Source organism: Alicyclobacillus fastidiosus (assembly GCF_026651875.1).
GTDB lineage: Bacteria > Bacillota > Bacilli > Alicyclobacillales > Alicyclobacillaceae > Alicyclobacillus > Alicyclobacillus fastidiosus.
The window spans coordinates 795,314-815,181 of record NZ_CP104067.1 but is presented as its reverse complement, the minus strand read 5'-3'; the positions used below and the strand labels follow the sequence as shown (position 1 = coordinate 815,181).

Below are 19,868 nucleotides of genomic sequence, written 5' to 3'. Positions count from 1 at the left end.
GGATACCGCGATCGCAGAGGACCTTCCAAACCCTCTAGGCGCAAGTTTGCTACGTACAGAACATCAAGGCTTCAATCGGATAGATGAGCTTCCAAGAACCAAAGATCTTTATCAAGTTGGCGTGTAGCTTTATCATACCCTGCGTCGTCCTTGTACTCTAGCCATAAAAGAAAACTGTAATGTGTGCATCAAAAGGACCGTCAGCATAAGCTGACAGCCCCGTTGCCAAGGTATTCAACTGCTCGTGATTTTTTGTAGTGTCATATTGGATATACGTTTTAATTATGCTTCCTCTAAGATCCCAACAGGACTAAAGGACTCATAGTGACTACGGTCGTCGGGGATCTCCATATCCTTCAGCGCGCGTAACACTACCCTCATGAAAGGCAATGGGCCACAAACATAAAAATCTGCCTGCTTGTCGTCAATAACTGAACTCAGCCACTCCAAGGTCACAAACCCTTCTTTATCATAGTTGTGTTCCGCACGGTCCTGTTCGGTCGGCGACTCATAACACACAAATGACTTCACGCGCTCATGTTGCCTCGCCAATTTTCCGATGTGTTCCTTCATCGCATGGACTTTACTGTTCATTGCAGCATGAATAAACGTAACCTGTCGTTCTGGCTGCGTTTCGACTATCGTATTTAGCATACTAATCATAGGTGTGATTCCAACGCCTCCACTGATTAGTACAATCGGGGTATTCTTGGTGTAAATAGTGAAATCACCGGCTGGTGCACTGACTTTCAGATGACTGCCCTCGTCGACATGGTCATGAATATAGGTCGATACAATTCCAGAAGGGACATTTGCACGCCCCTCTTCACGCTTCACACTAATGCGGTAAAAGTCCTTGCCTGGAGCCTCCGATAGGCTGTAATGGCGTACATGTGTGTATTTTTCACCGGGAATGTCGAGCCAAACGGTTATATATTGACCTGCTTCATACGACGCAATCGGTTTGCCATCTTCAGGCTTCAGGTAAAATGAGGTGATGACGTCGCTTTCCTTGATCTTCCTGTCTACAACGAAGTTCCTTACTCCAATCCATCCGCCTTGTTTATGTTCCATTTCATCATATAGTCCTTGTTCAGCACTGATGAATATGTCGGCAATATAGCTGTACGTTCTACCCCACGCGTCAATGATTTCATCCGTAGCGGCAGCACCTAAAACGTCCTTTACAGCAGCAAGGAGTGTTCCCCCAACTACTGGATAGTGTTCTGCTTTGACACCCAGGGCTCGGTGCTTTTGAGTGATCCGATGTACCATTGGTTTAATGGCATCTAGGTGTTCAATGTTTGCTCCAGCCTCGTAAACTGCATAGGCAAGTGCGTCCTGCTGTAATCCCCTTTTCTGATTTGTTTGATTGAACATATTGTTAAGCTCTGGGACTTTTGAAAACAGCAGCTCGTAGAAGCGATGCCCAATATCGTGACTGTGTTCCTTTAACACTGGTGCTGTCAACTTTACAATTTCTACAGTCTTCGCATCAAGCATCAACGTTCACCATCCATACTTCATGATCAAACCCAATACTATAATTGTCACGTTTACAAAAAACATGTATTTTGGTTGTTTGGTTAAACAAGAAGGATGGCCAACATAAGCCGATAGCCCATTTGCTCGGGCTGGTGTAAACTTTTTTCGTGCAATGGCGGGATCGACATTGCTTTACCTGGTCGACTAATCCGTTCGTGTTGCTAGGAGTCACAGTCGTGAGATACTCGTGGAGGCGTCGGATGATGACTTGTTTGTAGACAGACATACAAAAACCCTTGATTTCTCAAGGGTTCTTCGGGACTTTTTGGTGGGCCCACTAGGACTCGAACCTAGGACCAACCGGTTATGAGCCGGCCGCTCTAACCAACTGAGCTATGGGCCCGCTACGGCACGTTCAAGCTTGCATCGACTACTAGATCTTGTCCACTCTTCACCGCAATAATAAAGTGGGCGTCGGGCAAAATCAAGTAGTCGCACATTTGACTAACCGTGGCATAGCACGATGTATATGCACTTGAACATAAAAAGACCCCAGTCCGACGTGGACAGAGGAGTTATGTTGGGAACAATTATGGGTTGTCGCCTGCAAATACAACTACGGCCATTAACTGAGTTGGATCATTTTGCGTGTCATACTCGTATGCGACATCAAACACACCAGGCTGATTTACGCCATCCGCATTCGCAAACTCATCGGCAGGCCACAAATGTTCGATCGACATACTCCTATACACATAGATGATTTCCTTTGCCCCGCCATTGTCGTGCGTATATGTACGCCCCGTAAATACAGCGTCCTTAGGAATTATCTTTTTAGCATCCGCCTCTCCGGTGGACAATGGCTCATCGGACGAATAATCCTTTTCGTAATAGTCAACACGGCCATTCATATAATCCACCTGTATTGTGTTTCAGCGTATGCATCCATTCCGTAGCCACTCTTATCTAATGGCTTTTGGGCGGTACTAGGTTTTCCAAATGCGATTCAATCCATTGCACGGTATCACCAAGACCAACTCCATTGGATAACTGTGCTGATCCCTGTACCTTTAATGGTGTCGAAGTGTTTGACGGCTGCGGAAACGATGAGGCTAGCTGATTAAATGCCTTTACGAACTGACTTAATGAAGTAGCGGCGGTAGAGAGTCCAACGTCTGATTTCAACACGCCACGTTCGTCCTACCGCAACAGGGGATGGCGTGGGTTCTAACGAGGCATTCACACAATTATTACGAGCGTGAAACAAAACCTCAACATCCATGTTGTACGATCACGATGTCCTGTTGGTGTTGGTTGTTCACATTTGCGCTCCTTTAAAATGAAAATTGACCCCTAAGATTAGACGTCGAAGGGGTCGTTTTTTTATCTAATCCGTCTCAATCGATGCGGTATTTCGCTTACCGTGCGACAAATTATCGTACCATGCCAGTCGTGTATTCCACTTCTCCTGCCACTTCCTTGGCGATATAGGAATGACGCGGTGTCCGTTTGGATTTACTTTTTTGTTGTTAATTCGATGCTAATAAGGTGCAAATATGGTTAAGGTGTCCTATTATGCCGCATTTAAGTAACTTCGTAATACATTTATATACACAAGGAATTCATGTATTAAATGAGCATTTATCTGGAATATCATACCGAGGAGTTCTATACATCTTATTTTGTCTCGCAACAGTTTTAATTCTATATCCCTTATCAAAATTCTCTCGTTTAATTCAATTGACCCTGATTTTTGTTTCCTTTGTGTTTTCTACAATTTACATGTACTGGAGAACAGTATATACGGTTGAATTTAACACAACAGCGGATGTTATCACTTCAATTTTATTACTTAGCGCAGAATACCTCGGTTACTTTCAACAGGCCATTTTTTATTTCCTTATGCATCGTGGTACGAATATAAAGGACACGTTAATTTTGGATGTAGAATACTATCCGACAGTTGATGTTTTTGTCGCAACCTATAATGAGCCTGTGTCTGTCTTAAAGCGAACGCTCACCGCTTGTACGTATTTAGATTATCCAGCGGATAAGGTTAAGGTTTATACAAATTGTGTGGCAGTCTTTGGTTCCCCTCGTTGCCCTGTTGATTGGTTACGTCTATGGATTTACACTTCAATCCTACTGGGTTGCAAACGGAAGAAGCGTTCCCTCATTTTACTGAATTATCAGTAGAAGGTATTGATGGTCTTATACACGTCCGGGAAGTACAGGCTTTGTTGTCCGATAGATTCGAGATGCGATTAGTTTGGGATAACCTGCCACTTTCTCAATATAAACAGCTTATCAAACTGATGTATGACCAAAAGGAGGATATTATGGAACAATTTAAATATTCTGGGGGTGCTAACATCTTTTCTTCCCTATTACGCTCAGCGAAGTTCTATCTTGGAAGAAAGCCTCGTCGTTATAAAAGGAAACGTGTTCCATTTGACCAATCTAATGACACAATATCCTCGTAAGGTGGAATTGGCAAGGGGTACACTATTCCCTTATGGCGACATATCCACACTATGTATCGGAACAAAGCTACCTACTCAGGACAGGTAGCTTTGTTGCGTTGTACAGGGAGTTTTGCTAGTGCTCGTTCGGGCGCGGGATGATCTGAATATAGACGTAATTCGTGGCCACATTAATAACGCAGGGGAGCTTGATCGGGGTATCCGTCCATACGTCCAGATGGATGGATGCTATCAGGGTTAAATACGGAACGCGCAACAGGTAGTGGCGGCGTGTGTGGTCGCCATTGCTGTCAGCGCGATGGTTGGGGCTGACGGTGGCCCATTCCACATAAAAAATCTCCTCGCACAGATGATCTTGGAAAGAGGCGTGCGAGGAGACTGAGTATTGGGCGACTCAATTATAGACACTGTCGCTTTGGGTACTCAATGAAGCGTGTACGCTACAAATATCCAATTAGGCTAAGCTCACGTCGTACTTCACCAGAGCCCCATCCTTCATCTACATCCAAACACTATTGGCGTCTTCCTCGACTACCGTCAAGTCATTCTCATCGGCCATGGTCTTTATCGCTTCATCTCGCGTACCTGCGTCGACAGTCACGAACACCGGGTACCATTGCACCGATCCATCGTGTAGCGTAGCGTAAAATTTGTATTGGCTTATTGTAATTCCTCCACATATTTCTCTGAGTCATTATTCACGTTGCCCATCATCTTGTCGACCTGGTACCAGTACATATCATAGTCTGGATACGGGGCGCGATCACCGTCAGCAACTCATCGGTGTCCGTCACGTAAAATGACCGGCATGCTCGGTTAATTCACGGATTTGTCCATCGAAGCCAAGAGATAGTAAATGCGCGTGTCAGTTTCCTCGGATATTCATCATTGCGTCTACGCTATGGTCTCTCTCACTCTTTATCACTTGATGAACAACCGCCGGGTGAACGCCTATACCAATTAATTACATTGGCAGGAAGGAACGCTCGGAGATATTCCGACGCAAAACCGCTTTTTCTGGTTGAAGAGCTTGAACGACTTATTGAATCCAAAAATATTTCTAGTTATTATCAGCCGATTGTTCATCTTGATACAATGACACCCTTTGGTTGGGAGGGTTTGTCCAGAGGTCCCATTGGATCGGAGTTCGAGCACCCTCGTGATCTGTTTGATTGTGCAGAGCAACTCGGATACCTTCTCGAGGTTGAACGGATTTGTAGAAATCAGTCCATCCGTCAATCAAACGTAGGGCCTGGAGACAAACTATTTATTAACCTTTCGCCGAAAATACTGTTCGAACCTACATTTCGCCAGGGTGAGACCCTGAAGCTTATTGAGGAAGTTGGATTAGATCCAAAGCAAATTGTATTTGAAATTACAGAACACCATGCGATTGACGATTACCCTTCATTCCTTAAATTGGTTAAACACTTTAGAGATCAAGGGTATCAAATAGCTCGTTATGAATTTGATAATTGGTTCTTGCATACAAAAACGGGCTCCCTAATTTGACAGGCGAGATCCCGCTTTTGTAATGTAATGGAAAGTTATAGTTTAAATCTTGAAGCCAACTCCTGCATTTGTTCAGCCATTTGAGATAGCCGGTGAGCTGATTCTGTTACGTCCTCCATTGTAGCCGACTGCTCTTCAGCGGAAGCGGCAATCGTTTCTGTGCTAGCAGCCGCTTGCCAGGCTGCATCTGAAATGAATCGGATAGAATCAAGCACTTGTGCCGAACTGGCAGACAGTTGCTGACACGCGGATGATACTCCTAATATTTGATCCGTAACATGCTGTACTGCCATTTGGATGTGTCCAAATGAAATACCTGCGGTGTTAACAGCTTCAATCCCTTGTCTAACATCGATTTGAGCAGTATGCATTGATTTAACAGCTTGTTCTGTGTCTGACTGCATGGTGGCAATGAACTGCGCAATTTGTCGTGCGGCCCCGGAAGATTGTTCCGCAAGTTTCCTGACTTCGCTAGCCACGACCGAAAATCCGCGGCCATGTTCACCAGCTCGTGCAGCTTCTATGGCTGCGTTCAATGCGAGCAAATCGGTTTGAGAAGCGATCTGCGTTATGATCCCGATGATTCGTCCAATATCTTGGGAGCGTTGACTTACTGTATCTACCAGGTCGGAAAGTACCTCAATACTTTCTCCGACAGAATTCATTTGCTTGACGGCTGATTGCACAGATTTATTTCCGTTATCAGCGATATCAGAAGTACTCATTGCTGACTCTGTGACAGACTGTGCACTTATCGCGATTTGGTTAACGCTTTGGGACATTTCCTCCATTGCCGTCATGCTTGCTTTCGCACGCTCTGCTTGTTCACCCACAGTACTTGAAGTTTCCTGAATCGTCATCGCTACTTGTTGGGCCGCCTTATTGGTTTCTTCAGCACTAGTATAAAACTGTTCTGACGAAGTACCTAATTTTAGAGAAGTACTTGTCAATTCGTTTATCAAATTTCTCAATGACAATGTCATTTGGTTAAAAACTTTCCCGAGCTGGCCGATTTCATCTGTAGATTGAATATCACTGAGATGCACCGCTAAATTCCCTGTACCGATCTCGTGTGCGGTTCCTATTAATTTTTTTAGAGGCCGGACCATCCGATTTGTCATAAACCATCCGAGTCCGAGTCCAAAAATGAGAACGAGTACGGCTACGATTAAACTCTCGTACTGATACGTAGTTTGCTGACGTACCAGCTGAGTAAGTGGAGAAGCCAATGACCATACACCAATCACCCTATTGGTGTTATCCTGTATTGGCTGAAATGCTACTTCATAAAGTTGCCCACCAATCGTTTGCTGACCAATATACGTTTCACCTTTTTCAAGTACAGTCTGTTGTATATCCGACGGTAAAGTACCGCCCACCAAGTAATGCCCGTCGTTAGTTTTGAAACTGGTAGCCACAGACTTATTTCCTTGATAAATGGTTACCATGTCACCGATTTCAGACCCGAGTAAAGTTGGAATGTTATTATTTCCGTTTAGGACGGAGTCCCCTTTCCAAAGTTTACCTGATGTTACTTGCCAATCACCGTTGTACTGGTTCTCAATTAGGTGACGTCCGATGGATAATTGTGAAGCCAGTTTTGTTTGGCTGGATTCGAGTATTACTTGGTTTGTCGTATGTACGCCGAGCAGATTGGTGATAGCTAGTGAAAAAACAATAATACATGTAAGCAGTGCGAGAACCTTAAACTTTATACCCTTATTTAGAAATCCGGTTGTTCGAATCGCTAGTCGTCGTAGAATTTTGTTTGTCATCCCTGTACCACCATTCTGACAAATTTGTGTTTTTATTTACGACGACTATACAGTAGCATCATTAAAGACTTGTAAAATTTTCTTATACAGTACGTAAACATTAGTCCTTATGGGTATCATGTATGAAGAGCCAAAATGAGTAATTTGTATATCGGAGGGATAAACGCTGTCACATGTACTTAAGCTGATCTACGGGTTGTGCGACGTGTAGTCCTTTTACACGTCTGGTGAAGTCGCTTCTATGCGTCGCCCGCTCAGAACATCCTCGACGTTTAACCGCAAAAAGTCGATAACGCGCATCTCACTGTGCGGTCTTTTCAGCTCCCTCACGCTATACTTCACCAACGCCCCGTCCTTCATCTCCATCCAAACGCCATCCGGCTCCAACTCCGCCACTCTCATCTCATGTTCCACAGCCAAACTGTGAATCGCGCGATATTGTACCGGGGCGGAATAGCGTACTGTGACGCAGTGATCCCCAAGTATTCGATGATCTGACTCCAATCTTCCGTTAGCGCAAATCGTCCGCACATGTTCATCATCTCTGATCACATGATACCAGAACGTATGTTCCTATTAAAAAAGACAAGAAACACTCCGGCCAAATGCTCGCCGGACGAGAGGGCATCGTGTTTCAATTCATAGTCTGTACTCCGGCTCAGCTTTGTAGTGCACATTTGGACTGTTCAGTATCACGTATGATGAACCGGTTAACACAATCATTACGTTTACTCAACTGCAATTTAATAGTCATGTCCTACACTGACGGTGTCATGTTGTTGCTTTACCCCCTAAATTAGCCCGCAATCGTAGGGCTATTTTTTTACACATGACGACGCCTAAAGAGTTTGGAGATGGTTGATTTGAATAGTGAAGACAGACTCAATGTGCTCTGGGCAAAGAAAACAGCAATTCAGTTAATGAAACAAAGTGGTTCCAATAAGATTTCGTTTGGCTGTCCTATTTGTTCTGACAAAGCACAGATGAATCTCATCGATCAACGGTATGAATCCTTTTGTCAGAATGGCTGCTTTAAATCCATAGATTGAGACTGAGTAAACGTCTCCTCAGACTTTTAACCTTGACTTCTTAGCGCACGACGAACATCATCTACAGTGCGACACACGACGGTGCCTTTGGGCGGATGAATGGTATCTTCCTTTTGTCCTGTCACATTGACTAGTACCACCGTTGGCTTAGCATCCCACTGTTGTTGCACGTACCATTCGTACCTCTTACGCCAATTTGCCCGCCACTGCTTCTGTGTGATCGGCGTACGCTGTATTCGATGAGTAGTGTTTTCTCGTTCCATGTGCAGTACACGTCGAACTGATGGTCCCACTCAGCTACCCAACGTTGAGGACGGCCTCCAGCAAACGTCAGCGTAGTCCTATACGCTGAAACTGTAGATGTAGACATGTTACGGTACCTACGGTGATCGATGAAATCTGCAATTGCAAATTTGAGCAACAAAAAACTCACCCCTGTTTATCGTGGAGTGAGTAGACAAGTCTAGTTACCATCATCGTCGCAAGAGATTCACCTATCGACCACTATGTTCGATATTCGTAAAACCCTTGCTACAACAGTAATCGTGCAACGTAACGCTTTTTGGTGGGCCCACTAGGACTCGAACCTAGGACCAACCGGTTATGAGCCGGCCGCTCTAACCAACTGAGCTATGGGCCCGCTACGTAAGCGGAAGACGGGATTCCGACGTTCGAGCCGAAGGCACGAACTAGTCCCGTTAATACGGGGGAACCCTTGGTTGAGAAGCCCGTATTCGCTTCGTGGAGCGGAAGACGGGATTCGAACCCGCGACCCTCGCCTTGGCAAGGCGATGCTCTACCCCTGAGCCACTTCCGCGTGTAGGGAACGAGTTGTATTTTAGCATATCTCGCTCGATATGACAACAGCCAACTCGGATGTGGGTGGCTGTTGTGAAACTCGCGCTATCGCATGCGATGCGGTAGGACTTGCGGGGATAGTGCGTTCACGGCTTCCACGATATCGCCATGGCCATCCGCGAGGACCGGTTCAAACTCATACCGTGACAATTGGCGAGCCAGTGTGCTCGCCAATTGTTGGTCATCCTCAATCAGCGCCACAATCGCGGGCGCATGGAGGTGATCAGTCAATGAAACCGACGCCTTCGAACAACATGACACGCGCGGGTGCGGCATCGATACCCGTGAGCTTAAGCGGTGCAGCCACCATGAAGTATTCTCCAGCAGGAACGTTCTTCAAGCGAAGCCCTTCGATGATGACAATATCCTTTGCGAGCAGTGACGTGTGCGTCTCGTGCTCTGGCTGTGCACGTTCGATGCCCAAGCCGTCGATACCCACGCCGGAAATGCCGATTTCCGCCAGGTACTCCGCGCCATCTTGCGCAAGGTAGATGAATTCATAATTAAATTCTTCGTCCCAGGAGTTCTTCGTCTTGAACAACAAGAATTCGTCAGGCTGCGGATTGTGCGGCTCGAGGTCGGATCGACTGATGCCACCTTCGACGTCCGTGAGGTCAAGAACGCGGCAATTTCCGACGAGTTGCTTCAACTTCACGGTCTCAATCGTCTTGCCATCCGGAATCATGTGGAGGGGCGCATCGATGTGCGTCCCCGTATGTGCGTCCATGTGAATGCGCGTTTCGTGACTGGATCCCGTCGAAAAATCTGACGTGGTCTCGAACTTTGGCCGTTTCTCGTCCTTGTTCTTGTAGACTTGCACGCCCTCGTGAATGAGCATGCTCACATCGTAAATCGTACGAGCCATCTCAGTACTTCACCTCCACCGTATTGCCCTTTTCGCGGTTCATGACGCTCTCGACCGACGGGACTTTATCCCCGTAGACAGGCCACCAAAGACCCGGTTCTTCCTTGACGAGGTCATCCGACGCCTGCGGGCCCCATTCGCCGGCTTTGTATGTGTGCAGCGGTGCAGCGCCAGTCCTGAACGCTTCTGCAATCGGATCGACAAACTTCCACGCCAGCGAAACTTCGTCCCAACGCGTAAAGAATGTGGAGTCCCCGATCATCGCGTCGTGCAGCAAGCGCTCGTACGCCTCTGGCGACTTATCGGTCGATTGGCTGAACTCCATCGCGACTGGAACAACTACGTTGTCCGTGCCTGGGCGCTTGACGTTCATCTGCATGTACATGCCTTCCACTGGGTTGATGCGGATGACGAGCAGGTTTGGACCCAAGTTTCCCTCTTGATTGAAGTACAGGTGCTTTGGCATATTGCGGAACTGGACCACGATTTCCGTCGACTTCACCGGCATGCGTTTGCCTGTGCGGATGTAGAACGGCACGCCAGCCCAACGGAAGTTATCGATGAACAGCTTCGCCGAAATGAACGTATCGGTCTGCGAATTCGGCGCCACATTTGGCTCATCGAGGTAACCCGGTACGGCCTTCCCATTCACTTCGCCTGCCGTGTACTGACCGCGCACGACGTGGTTTTTCACTTCGTCGACGCTGTAGCGACGCAGTGAGCGAAGGACCTTCACCTTCTCGTCGCGAATCGCTTCCGTACGAAGTCTGCTTGGTGGCTCCATCGCAGTCATCATGACCATTTGCAACATGTGGTTCTGAATCATGTCGCGAAGGGCCCCCGACTGTTCATAATACGAAGCGCGATCCTCTACACCCACCGTTTCACTGGAGGTGATTTGAATCGACGCGATGGAACGGTTGTCCCAAAGTGGTTCGAACATCGAGTTTGCAAAGCGGATAACTTCGATGTTCTGGACCATTTCCTTGCCGAGGTAGTGATCGATCCGGTAGATCTCTTCCTCAGCAAACGCGGTGGCCAATTGGTCGTTCAGCTCAGCGGCAGACGCGTAATCGTGGCCAAACGGCTTCTCGATGATCAAGCGGCGCCATCCCTTGGTGTCGGATAGGCCAGCTTGCTTCAAGAACAACGCGGTTTCCCCGAAGAATCGAGGTGCCATGGACAAGTAGAACATGCGGTTGCCGCCGTGGTCCTTCTTCTTCTCGAGATCGACCACGAAGTCGCGCAGGCGTTCGAAGTCCTCCACCCGATCTACGTTGCCCTGAACGTAATGGATTCGTTGGCTAAATTCCTGCCAAACCGCATCATCGATATCCTCTTTGACAAACTCGTTCAACGCTTTATGTACTTCATCCCGGAAGGATTCACTCGTAAACTCTGAGCGTGCGGTACCAACGACACTCACACCGTCCGACAAGCGGCCCTTTCGGTGCAATTGATACAATGCCGGGAAGAGCTTGCGGTGCGCTAGGTCTCCCGTAGCTCCAAACAATACGAATACATGAGGAGGCAAACGATGGGCTGTCTGATTCTCCACTCCAAATCACGTCCTGTTCCTTATATATATTTCTGCTTATCATTGTACATTAAGGCAATTTAACATGCAGTCGAACCAAAGAAAGTTTCGTAAGGGCATTAAAAATATAAAGGAAGATCTCGATGAGTACAACCGTCCAAACTTTCAGTCGCCGCCACCACATGCCGCCAAGACACGAAATGACATCGATTCATCACGAGCATTAGCCGGAGCTTTTTCGTTGCCCCTGTTTATGTAACACACGGATTTCTTCGGTGTTCTGAGCGAGCTGTGACCGTTGAATGTCCAGTCTGTCATAGACATCCGTACGGACACGCGTCATCTCCGATTCCAGCCCATCCATGCGGGTCTCAAGGTTATCCATGCGGGTCTCTAGCCTGTCCATCCGGTCTATGAGACTTGACACCATGCTGATCAACTGAGTGGTCATCGCGTGAATCTGCTCAACTTTTTCTTCCATGCCCACAACAATTCCCCCATCCCTTGATTCCGGCGAAAGGTACCCGACAACGACCGACAACTTCATTATAAACAACGGGTTGAACGAGACCTAGACCACAATTGGATAGGTTTACTGCCCTTGCGAAATTGTCACACACAGGGGGATGTCTTTGTAGGCAGAGGTGAGGACCTAAATCTCACTGGCAACAAAACGCCGCCCAGCGCGTGGCCAGGCGGCTGCCAGACACCCCGTCAGCCCTGGTTCGCCTGCTCGCGCGCTTGTTCGCGAGCCAGTTGCCAGCGGAGGTAGGCGTTGATGAAGGGATCGAGCAAGCCATCGACGACGGCGTGCACGTTCCCAATTTCCTCGTTCGTGCGGTGGTCCTTGACCATCGAGTACGGGTGAAACACATACGAGCGAATCTGGCTGCCCCAACCGATATCCTTCTGCTCGCCGCGCAGTTCCGCGAGTTCTGCCTCGCGTTCCTCGCGGCGCTTCTCGGCGAGGCGCGCCTTCAAGAGGTTCATCGCGACGGCGCGGTTTTGAATCTGCGACCGTTCACTCTGACAACTCACGACGATGCCCGTCGGAAGGTGCGTGATGCGCACCGCGGAGTCGGTCGTGTTGACGTGCTGTCCACCTGCGCCAGTCGAGCGGTAGGTGTCAATCCGCAACTCCTCCGGACGAACTTCAATATCCGAGTTGTCCTCCGAGATTTCGGGAATGACATCGACCGATGCGAAGGACGTGTGTCTGCGCCCAGACGAGTCGAACGGCGAGATGCGAACCAAGCGGTGGACGCCTTTCTCCGCCTTCAGATAGCCGTACGCGTTGTGACCCTTGATGAGCAGCGTCACGCTTTTCACGCCCGCTTCGTCGCCAGGCAAATAGTCGAGCACGTCGACCTTATAGCGGTGATCCTCCGCCCACCTCGTGTACATCCGCAGGAGGATGGAAGCCCAGTCCTGTGACTCGGTGCCGCCTGCACCCGGGTGCAACTCGAGAATGGCGTTGTTCGCGTCGTATTCGCCAGACAGCATCAGTTCGAGTTCGAACGCATCCATTCCGGACTTGAGCTGACTCGCCAACTCGTTGGCCTCCGCGAACAAGTCCATGTCGTTTTCCTCTTGCGCCAACTCGAGCGCCACTTCGGCGTCGCTGTAGAGCTGCGTGAGTTCCGACATCTTTTCGACGACCGATTTCAGCGCGTTGACCTCCGAAATGACCTTTTGTGCCTTCGCTTGATCATCCCAGAAATCCGCCGCCGACATCAGGTCCTCTAAGGTCGCAATGCGGGTCTCTTTGGCAGCGACGTCAAAGAGACCTCCCGAAGTCCGCTAAACGAGTAGCCATACTTTTTAAATCTTGGCGAAGCTCGCCAAAGGTTTCTGCCACAACAAGTCACTCCCTCAAAAATCGGCGTTTAGGCAGGCGATGAGGACGAACGCAAAGCATCCGCCCATCACCTGTTCCAAACACCTGTAAAACACTGCTTTGTGTATTGTATCAAAGCTGGCAGACAGAGGTGCCTTGGCCCTCTATCAACCGCCAACCGTGTCGTGCATCTCAATAGGCTGCGGCGCCTGTTGTACCGTCGCCTTGAAGACGTAGAGAATCACTTCTTCTTCGATGCTGTGAATCATCGCCTCAAACATTTCGAAGCCTTCGCGCTGGTAAATGACCAGCGGATCCGCCTGACCATAGGAGCGCAGGTGCACGCCTTGGCGGAATTGGTCCATCGCGTCGATGTGGTCCATCCACTTGGAATCGACCGTGCGCAACAAGACGAGGCGCTCCAATTCACGCAAGAAATCGCCCATCGACTCTTCCCTGTCGTTATAGTTCGAGGTGAACAGCTCGGTCAACTTCGCCTGCAGTTCTTCCCGCTCCAGTTTGCGCAACGACGCCTCGTCCACTTGACCCGGATTCAAGAAGTGGCGCTCGCCGTACTGGATGAGGCCCGGAATATCCCAGTCCTCCGGAATCTGCTCCTCGGAGCAGTATACATCGAGCATGTGCCCGATGAGGTCCTCACCCATCCCCTCGACGATCTCGCGCAGGTGGTCCCGCTCGAGAATCTGCCGGCGTTGCTTGTAAATCACTTCGCGCTGCTTATTCATGACGTCGTCGTACCGAAGCACGTGCTTGCGGATGTCGTAGTTGTTGCCTTCGACCTTCTTCTGCGCGCGCTCCATCGCACCTGTCAACATGCGATGCTCAATCGGCTGATCCTCTTCAAGACCCAGTCTATCCATCATCCGCTTGATGTTTTCCGACCCAAACAACCGCAGCAGATCATCCTCAAGCGACAGGAAGAACTGGGAAGAACCCGGGTCGCCCTGACGCCCGGAACGCCCGCGCAGCTGATTGTCGATCCGTCGACTCTCATGCCGCTCGGTCCCGATGATGTGCAATCCACCGACGTCCGCCACTCCGTCGCCAAGCAAAATATCCGTACCACGACCGGCCATGTTCGTCGCGATGGTCACCATGCCCGGCTGACCCGCGAGCGACACGATTTCCGCCTCGCGTGCGTGGTGTTTCGCGTTCAACACCTGGTGCGGTATGCCCTTGACGTGCAACATCCGCGACAGCGTCTCCGACTTGTCCACCGACGTCGTACCGACGAGTACCGGTTGCTGCTGTTCGTGACGAGCCGCGATCTCGTTGACCACCGCATTGAACTTCGCCTGTTCCGTCTTGTAAATGACGTCGCCCAAGTCCTTCCGGCGCAGCGGACGATTCGTCGGAATGGTCACGACATCCATGCCGTAGATCTCGATGAACTCTTTTTCCTCTGTCTTCGCCGTACCGGTCATCCCGGACAACTTCGAGTACATGCGAAAGTAGTTCTGCAGCGTGATGGTCGCGAGCGTCTTCGACTCGTTCTGAACGCGGACGCCTTCCTTCGCCTCGATGGCTTGGTGCAATCCTTCGCTGTAGCGACGGCCTTCCATCAGGCGCCCCGTGAACTCGTCGACGATGCAGATCTCATCGCCCATGACGACGTAGTCCTTGTCGCGGTGCATCAGGCCATGTGCCTTCAGGGCCTGGGTGATGTGGTGCATGAGCGTGACGTTGTCGGGATCGAACAAGTTGTCGACTTTGAAATACTGCTCGGCTTTATGCACACCAGACTCGGTCAGGTTTGCGGTCCGCATCTTTTCGTCGACGTCAAAGTCGTCATCCTTGCGCAGGCGGCGAACGAACAGGTCCGCACGGAAATAAAGATCGGCAGATTTCTCAGCAGGCCCGGAAATGATGAGCGGCGTACGCGCTTCATCGATGAGAATCGAGTCCACTTCGTCGACGATGGCGAAGTTGAGCGGACGCTGGACCATATCGTCGAGCGTCATCACCATGTTGTCGCGCAGGTAGTCGAACCCAAATTCGTTGTTCGTACCGTACGTCACATCCGCCGCGTACGCTTCGCGCTTCTGAGCGGCCGTCATGTCGTGGCCGTTGTAACCAACTGACAAACCGAGGAAACGATGCACTTGCCCCGTGATCTCCGCGTCGCGCTTCGCCAGGTAATCGTTGACCGTGACGACGTGCACGCCTTTGCCGGTCAGTCCATTCAAATAAGACGGCAAGGTACCGACCAACGTCTTACCTTCACCGGTCTTCATCTCCGCGACGCGACCTTCGTGCAGTACCATACCGCCCATTAACTGAACGTCGTAGTGGCGCTGCCCGAGTACGCGCTTCGCCGCTTCGCGCACGACCGCGAAAGCTTCCGGCAACAGGTTGTCCAGTTTCTCGCCGTTCTCTAAACGTTCGCGGAACGCAGGTGTCATTGCCTGAAGTTCCGCGTCAGACATATGTTCAAACTGCGATTCAAGGCCGTTGATCTTATCGATCTTCCGGCGCAAACGTGCAATATCTCGTTCGTTGGAGTTAAATACTTGCTTGAGGAGTCCCACCGAACGGTTACACCCCCATAAAGATTCACTAGATGCCCTCGATACCATACGCCGTGTCTGGGGCTTCAGAATCGATCCAGCCCCAACAGGCACACAAAATGAAAAAGGTATCGCGATCAACCTCTAATAACAGATTGTACCGTAGCGGTGCACTATATCACAACCTACAGAAATCACACACCAAATTCGCCAGAATGTACATAACGCGAAGATGAACTCTGCTGGCAAGACTAAAACGGACGCCCGCGCGCGGCAGGCGTCCGTGAAATCCGTTCAAGATTGGGAGTTTCATGGAACTTTAGTTTTACAAAACGCTTAACTCTGCGGCTCAATTAACCCGTAATCGCCGTTCCTGCGGCGATATACCACGTTAACCTCTTCCGTGTCCGCATTCGTAAAGACGTAGAAATCGTGTCCGAGGAGGTCCATCTGCATGGTCGCCTCTTCTACGCCCATCGGTTTTATAGGAAAACGCTTTACCCGAACCAACTGCGGTTCGAATTCGTCGTAGCTCGTATCTCGAACTCCACCGTTGACAGCGGTCTGCCGAATCCGTGTCCGGAGACCTTTGTCGCGGAAGCGGCGGTTAATTTTCTCCTTGTAGCGATGAACTTGGTGCTCAAGTTTATCCGTAACCAAATCAATGGAGGCATACATGTCTTGTGACTTCTCTTCCGCCCGGAAAATCACCCCATGCACGTGAACTGTCATTTCAACGCGGTGGTACGTTCCCTCAACGGCCATCGTCACGTGGATATCCTTATCGGCTTCGCCATCAAAGTGGCGCGTCAGCCGGCCGATCTTCTTGTCCACATAATCCTGGAGCGCAGAGGTGACAGAAATGTTGTCGCCATGAACTTGAATTTTCATAGACAACTCCTCCTTCGTGTGGATCTATTATAACGGATTTGGAGTGTCCGCGGGAATCAAATATTTAAATTTACAGATAATATCGAGAGCGCGTCCGTGGTATTGGATATACCATTCGGTCATTAACTGCGAACATCCATCACCAAGCTACTCGCATGTTTATGTTGCACAAGGAGTCTAATGGTTTCAGGCGGGAACTTGTATAGAATCTGTCCCGTATCTGAATTAAGAATGTTGATCCAGATTTGATGGCTTGGCTCATCGGGTGCAAACTCGGCTTTAATATTTGGCGGAATGGGCTGATGATTACTTTCAGAGAGAAGATCAACCAAATAAGATAAGGGCTTTACATCGCTTGCCCCTGACACGGTATCAACGGTATCAATAGATGATTGCGTACGGTTATTAGCCATCTCTTCTCTCCCGACCATGTTCGGAAACACACCATTACGAGTGATAGCTTGAATGGACATATAGATTCCCCCTATTACGAATAGGGAATTCTGTGAGTAGACAGGGACTAAGAAGTAGATGCAAAAATGTGCAGTTAGTACTCACCGCTTTCCCTGCTGGATGAATTGGGTCCTTGAGAGGCCGATTGAACAATACATTTCACCTCTCTCTTACAGCCAAAGGTGTGAGGCGGCTAAGCCTCACACCGTATTTCGGTGAGTTTGACGTCCACCGCCATATACCCAACTTTTCAAGATACGTTTTTCGTCCAACTTCAACTTGAACTTCCAACTCCAACCCAGGTGTCCGCCCAACTATCCCAAAATGAAATCAAGTCTTGGAAGTCTTCCAGACAAGAGTTTGGCTCTAGGAACCACCGTACCAGTACATTGTAGTAATACGCATATGTATTGTCGGTGATCTTTGAAACTTCCAGGGACATGTCCAATGATGAACGTAAAAATGCAATAATGTCCTGGACATACTCTATATGTTTACGAGCCGATTGGATATCTCCACACTCGACAAATTCTTTAACCTGCCTAGTGAACACGCCTGCCTGACGATGCAATTGAGATAGCTGAACATGTAACGGTGTCGTGTAAATCGCATTCCGATACGCGTTTGCTGGATTCACTGTAATAGTCCCCCCTGTTGACGTGACACCAGTTCGGAAGCCAATTGAACATGATCTAGCTGTGGATGCACAATACGCGACGCATTCTTTATGACCTCCGACTTTGGAAAGTCGATTTTGCCTTGATAGACAATTTTTCTAGCCTTTGTTATGTCATTCGAAGCCAAGGCCAAGTCACAACGTAGCAGTACTTGAGTCACCGTCTTTCCAAAACTCTCGGCCTTGTCTAACCAGTTTAAAGATTGATCGAAATTATGCTCCCTAAAATAGCGTAACGCGTTCTGTTCACACTCATGCGGTGTGTCTCCTGGCCACTGAATCTCCGATAAAACGTTTGACAACGGGGAATGACGTAAATATGTCCACACATCCTTACGGTCCATTGCAAACGGCAAACACGCCCGAAGCAACCGTTCTGTGCGCATTGCGACCAAATCTCTTGTAACCAATCGAATTCCCCACTGGGATCCAGTGGTCTTAGTGAGTAAATCATGTGTCTTGAGAATGTACTCTCCACGAGTCCCAGCGCGCCCTAGCCACTCTTGAGCCTGAGCGAAGTCCTGATGGTCCAAAAGATAAAGACCCAATAAAAAGTGGGATATCTCACTAGGAAATTTGTTAACGTACTCTATTAGAGCATCAGTACCACTTTGGCGTAGGATTGTCATACGAGCACGTACGGTCGATTCTGAAACGCCAAATTTCTCCTCGGCTCTACCCACTACACTTACCGCATCCGGTAGCTCACGAATCGCATACATCTCAGCGTAATTTCCATAGGTCGCCGCATCTACAATTTTCGACTCAATATGCTCCCTCAATAAGGATGGTTCGGGAGGCATCAGCGCAACAATGGGAAACATCGTGCTCTCCAATGCTGGGTTTTCGAAAAAGGCTTGGAGATACCACTGCCGAGCGATGATGTCATCACCTAAACACGCCCACACAGTTCCAAGCTGCAGTGCAGAAAAATAAGTCCCCGCACCCTCTGTTACCTCGATCAAACCGTCTTTCGTATCGCCTTGTTCTCTGCATTCCATCAAAACCTTCTCGGCTTGTATCCAATCCCCTTGACCCGTTAACATGTCAGCGTACAACTTCTTGATGTCTGTAAGCCAGGGGAAAAACTGAATACCGTCTTTACACACCTTGAGTGCTTTGTCTTTTTGCCCAATCTCCCAAAGCGAGGCCACCCAGTGGAGCATGATTCTAGGTGCAAAATTTGGCCACGCATTCTTCGGGATTCCCATAAGATATTTAAACGTTTCCTCTGCCAATGCAGCACTACCTTGAAAATCCCTTGCGAGAACGTATTCAGCGATGAGGTTAGACCGATGAAAGAGGTTATTCGGGTCGTCAACAAGAGCCGCTTTTAGCAAATTTGTATTTCGTTGGCTTTTACTCTTCGTCTTCACAAACTCTTCCGTATAACCGATGTGGTGCAGGTCTAAGTCAAAAGTTGCAATCGGCCTCCCCGTGCGTTGAACCGAATCCGCAACTTGCTCGTGAATTGCACCGCTGTATAGATGACCTCTACGAAACAGTCGCATAACCCGGATGGGCATTGACTTGGTTATGTGTTGTAAAGACCCTAAATAGTTTTTCTGGACGACAAACACTCCTTCTGCGTCTGTCTGCTCCAGAAAAGTACGAAGTCCAAGTTTTTGTGTTTCGTCGAGATACTCGTCCGCATCTATAACCAAAATCCAGTCACCAGTCGCATGCCGCAAAGACTCGTTTCGAGCGTGAGAAAAATCGTTATCCCAAGTAAATGAAAATACCTTGGCCCCGTATTGAGTTGCGATGTCTGGTGTATTATCTGTTGACCCTGTATCGATGACAATAATCTCGTCCACGACGCCATGTAATGAGGATAGACACTTTTCAATCGTATGCCGTTCGTTTTTAACAATCATGCAAGCCGAGAGCAACACAGTACTACACCCTTTATTTATGAA

Annotated in this window: 17 protein-coding genes and 3 tRNA genes; 1 reads left to right on the top strand and 19 read right to left on the bottom strand. The window is 48.9% G+C overall.

Features of this window, described 5'->3' with window-relative positions; genetic code table 11:
• Nucleotides 1–282: 282 nt before the first annotated feature.
• The 4 genes from hmpA to NZD89_RS04260 all read right to left on the bottom strand — a co-directional run bounded on the left by hmpA (nucleotide 283) and on the right by NZD89_RS04260 (nucleotide 4,296).
• Nucleotides 283–1,503 (bottom strand): NO-inducible flavohemoprotein, encoded by a 1,221-nt coding sequence (gene hmpA, locus NZD89_RS04275; RefSeq protein ID WP_268008387.1) that lies wholly within the window; start codon nucleotides 1,501–1,503, stop codon nucleotides 283–285.
• A gap of 308 nt (nucleotides 1,504–1,811) precedes the next feature.
• Nucleotides 1,812–1,888: transfer RNA gene (locus NZD89_RS04270), tRNA-Ile, on the bottom strand.
• Between the two features lie 187 nt (nucleotides 1,889–2,075).
• Nucleotides 2,076–2,396 (bottom strand): hypothetical protein, encoded by a 321-nt coding sequence (locus NZD89_RS04265; RefSeq protein ID WP_268006537.1) that lies wholly within the window; start codon nucleotides 2,394–2,396, stop codon nucleotides 2,076–2,078.
• 1,687 nt (nucleotides 2,397–4,083) lie between these two features.
• Nucleotides 4,084–4,296, bottom strand: coding sequence for a hypothetical protein (locus NZD89_RS04260; protein ID WP_268006536.1), 213 nt, complete (start codon nucleotides 4,294–4,296; stop codon nucleotides 4,084–4,086).
• A 560-nt stretch (nucleotides 4,297–4,856) separates the two neighbouring features.
• Between NZD89_RS04260 and NZD89_RS04255 the strand changes: the two genes are divergently transcribed.
• Nucleotides 4,857–5,480, top strand: coding sequence for an EAL domain-containing protein (locus NZD89_RS04255; protein ID WP_268006535.1), 624 nt, complete (start codon nucleotides 4,857–4,859; stop codon nucleotides 5,478–5,480).
• 35 nt (nucleotides 5,481–5,515) lie between these two features.
• On the opposite strand, the gene NZD89_RS04250 is transcribed toward NZD89_RS04255, so the two are convergent.
• The 15 genes from NZD89_RS04250 to NZD89_RS04180 form a co-directional block, all read right to left on the bottom strand.
• Nucleotides 5,516–7,255 carry a methyl-accepting chemotaxis protein gene (locus tag NZD89_RS04250; RefSeq protein ID WP_268006534.1) on the bottom strand — a complete coding sequence of 580 codons (1,740 nt, stop codon included), beginning with the start codon at nucleotides 7,253–7,255 and terminating at the stop codon, nucleotides 5,516–5,518.
• A 216-nt stretch (nucleotides 7,256–7,471) separates the two neighbouring features.
• Nucleotides 7,472–7,786 (bottom strand): hypothetical protein, encoded by a 315-nt coding sequence (locus tag NZD89_RS04245; protein WP_268006533.1) that lies wholly within the window; start codon nucleotides 7,784–7,786, stop codon nucleotides 7,472–7,474.
• Nucleotides 7,787–8,330: 544 nt separating this feature from the next.
• The gene (locus NZD89_RS04240) at nucleotides 8,331–8,567 is read right to left on the bottom strand and encodes a hypothetical protein (RefSeq protein ID WP_268006532.1); all 237 of its coding nucleotides are present in this window, start codon (nucleotides 8,565–8,567) and stop codon (nucleotides 8,331–8,333) included.
• Between the two features lie 300 nt (nucleotides 8,568–8,867).
• Nucleotides 8,868–8,944: transfer RNA gene (locus NZD89_RS04235), tRNA-Ile, on the bottom strand.
• Between the two features lie 102 nt (nucleotides 8,945–9,046).
• Nucleotides 9,047–9,121 (bottom strand) — tRNA-Gly (locus tag NZD89_RS04230).
• An 86-nt stretch (nucleotides 9,122–9,207) separates the two neighbouring features.
• Nucleotides 9,208–9,393 (bottom strand): response regulator, encoded by a 186-nt coding sequence (locus NZD89_RS04225; RefSeq protein WP_268006531.1) that lies wholly within the window; start codon nucleotides 9,391–9,393, stop codon nucleotides 9,208–9,210.
• The gene (locus NZD89_RS04220; protein ID WP_268006530.1) at nucleotides 9,386–10,027 is read right to left on the bottom strand and encodes a cyclase family protein; all 642 of its coding nucleotides are present in this window, start codon (nucleotides 10,025–10,027) and stop codon (nucleotides 9,386–9,388) included. Before NZD89_RS04220 ends, NZD89_RS04225 begins: the two co-directional genes overlap by 8 nt.
• Nucleotide 10,028: 1 nt before the next feature.
• Nucleotides 10,029–11,585: a glucose-6-phosphate dehydrogenase gene (gene zwf / locus NZD89_RS04215; protein ID WP_268006529.1), complete on the bottom strand. Its 1,557-nt coding sequence runs from the start codon at nucleotides 11,583–11,585 to the stop codon at nucleotides 10,029–10,031.
• A gap of 202 nt (nucleotides 11,586–11,787) precedes the next feature.
• Nucleotides 11,788–12,051, bottom strand: coding sequence for a hypothetical protein (locus tag NZD89_RS04210; RefSeq protein ID WP_268006528.1), 264 nt, complete (start codon nucleotides 12,049–12,051; stop codon nucleotides 11,788–11,790).
• Between the two features lie 227 nt (nucleotides 12,052–12,278).
• A protein-coding gene (gene prfB / locus NZD89_RS04205; protein ID WP_268006527.1) for a peptide chain release factor 2 occupies nucleotides 12,279–13,422 on the bottom strand; the annotation gives its coding sequence in 2 pieces (ribosomal slippage) (nucleotides 12,279–13,343 and nucleotides 13,345–13,422; 1,143 coding nt in all).
• Nucleotides 13,423–13,568: 146 nt separating this feature from the next.
• The gene (gene secA / locus NZD89_RS04200; protein WP_268006526.1) at nucleotides 13,569–15,950 is read right to left on the bottom strand and encodes a preprotein translocase subunit SecA; all 2,382 of its coding nucleotides are present in this window, start codon (nucleotides 15,948–15,950) and stop codon (nucleotides 13,569–13,571) included.
• Between the two features lie 315 nt (nucleotides 15,951–16,265).
• A complete protein-coding gene (gene hpf / locus NZD89_RS04195; RefSeq protein WP_268006525.1) occupies nucleotides 16,266–16,820 on the bottom strand; it encodes a ribosome hibernation-promoting factor, HPF/YfiA family in 555 nt (184 codons plus the stop codon).
• Between the two features lie 122 nt (nucleotides 16,821–16,942).
• A complete protein-coding gene (locus NZD89_RS04190) occupies nucleotides 16,943–17,293 on the bottom strand; it encodes a FlaG family protein (protein WP_268006524.1) in 351 nt (116 codons plus the stop codon).
• A 254-nt stretch (nucleotides 17,294–17,547) separates the two neighbouring features.
• On the bottom strand, nucleotides 17,548–17,910 hold the full coding sequence (locus NZD89_RS04185; RefSeq protein WP_268006523.1) for a flagellar protein FliS: 363 nt from the start codon (nucleotides 17,908–17,910) through the stop codon (nucleotides 17,548–17,550).
• On the bottom strand, nucleotides 17,907–19,844 hold the full coding sequence (locus NZD89_RS04180) for a glycosyltransferase family 2 protein (protein ID WP_268006522.1): 1,938 nt from the start codon (nucleotides 19,842–19,844) through the stop codon (nucleotides 17,907–17,909). Before NZD89_RS04180 ends, NZD89_RS04185 begins: the two co-directional genes overlap by 4 nt.
• Between the last annotated feature and the right edge of the window lie 24 nt (nucleotides 19,845–19,868).

Bases quoted from the DNA above. Each gene is read 5' to 3' on its own strand.
- hmpA (WP_268008387.1), bottom strand. From the start codon at position 1,503: ATGCTTGATGCGAAGACTGTAGAAATTGTAAAGTTGACAGCACCAGTG.
- NZD89_RS04265 (WP_268006537.1), bottom strand. From the start codon at position 2,396: ATGAATGGCCGTGTTGACTATTACGAAAAGGATTATTCGTCCGATGAG.
- NZD89_RS04250 (WP_268006534.1), bottom strand. From the start codon at position 7,255: ATGACAAACAAAATTCTACGACGACTAGCGATTCGAACAACCGGATTT.
- NZD89_RS04240 (WP_268006532.1), bottom strand. From the start codon at position 8,567: ATGGAACGAGAAAACACTACTCATCGAATACAGCGTACGCCGATCACA.
- NZD89_RS04220 (WP_268006530.1), bottom strand. From the start codon at position 10,027: ATGGCTCGTACGATTTACGATGTGAGCATGCTCATTCACGAGGGCGTG.
- hpf (WP_268006525.1), bottom strand. From the start codon at position 16,820: ATGAAAATTCAAGTTCATGGCGACAACATTTCTGTCACCTCTGCGCTC.
- NZD89_RS04190 (WP_268006524.1), bottom strand. From the start codon at position 17,293: ATGTCCATTCAAGCTATCACTCGTAATGGTGTGTTTCCGAACATGGTC.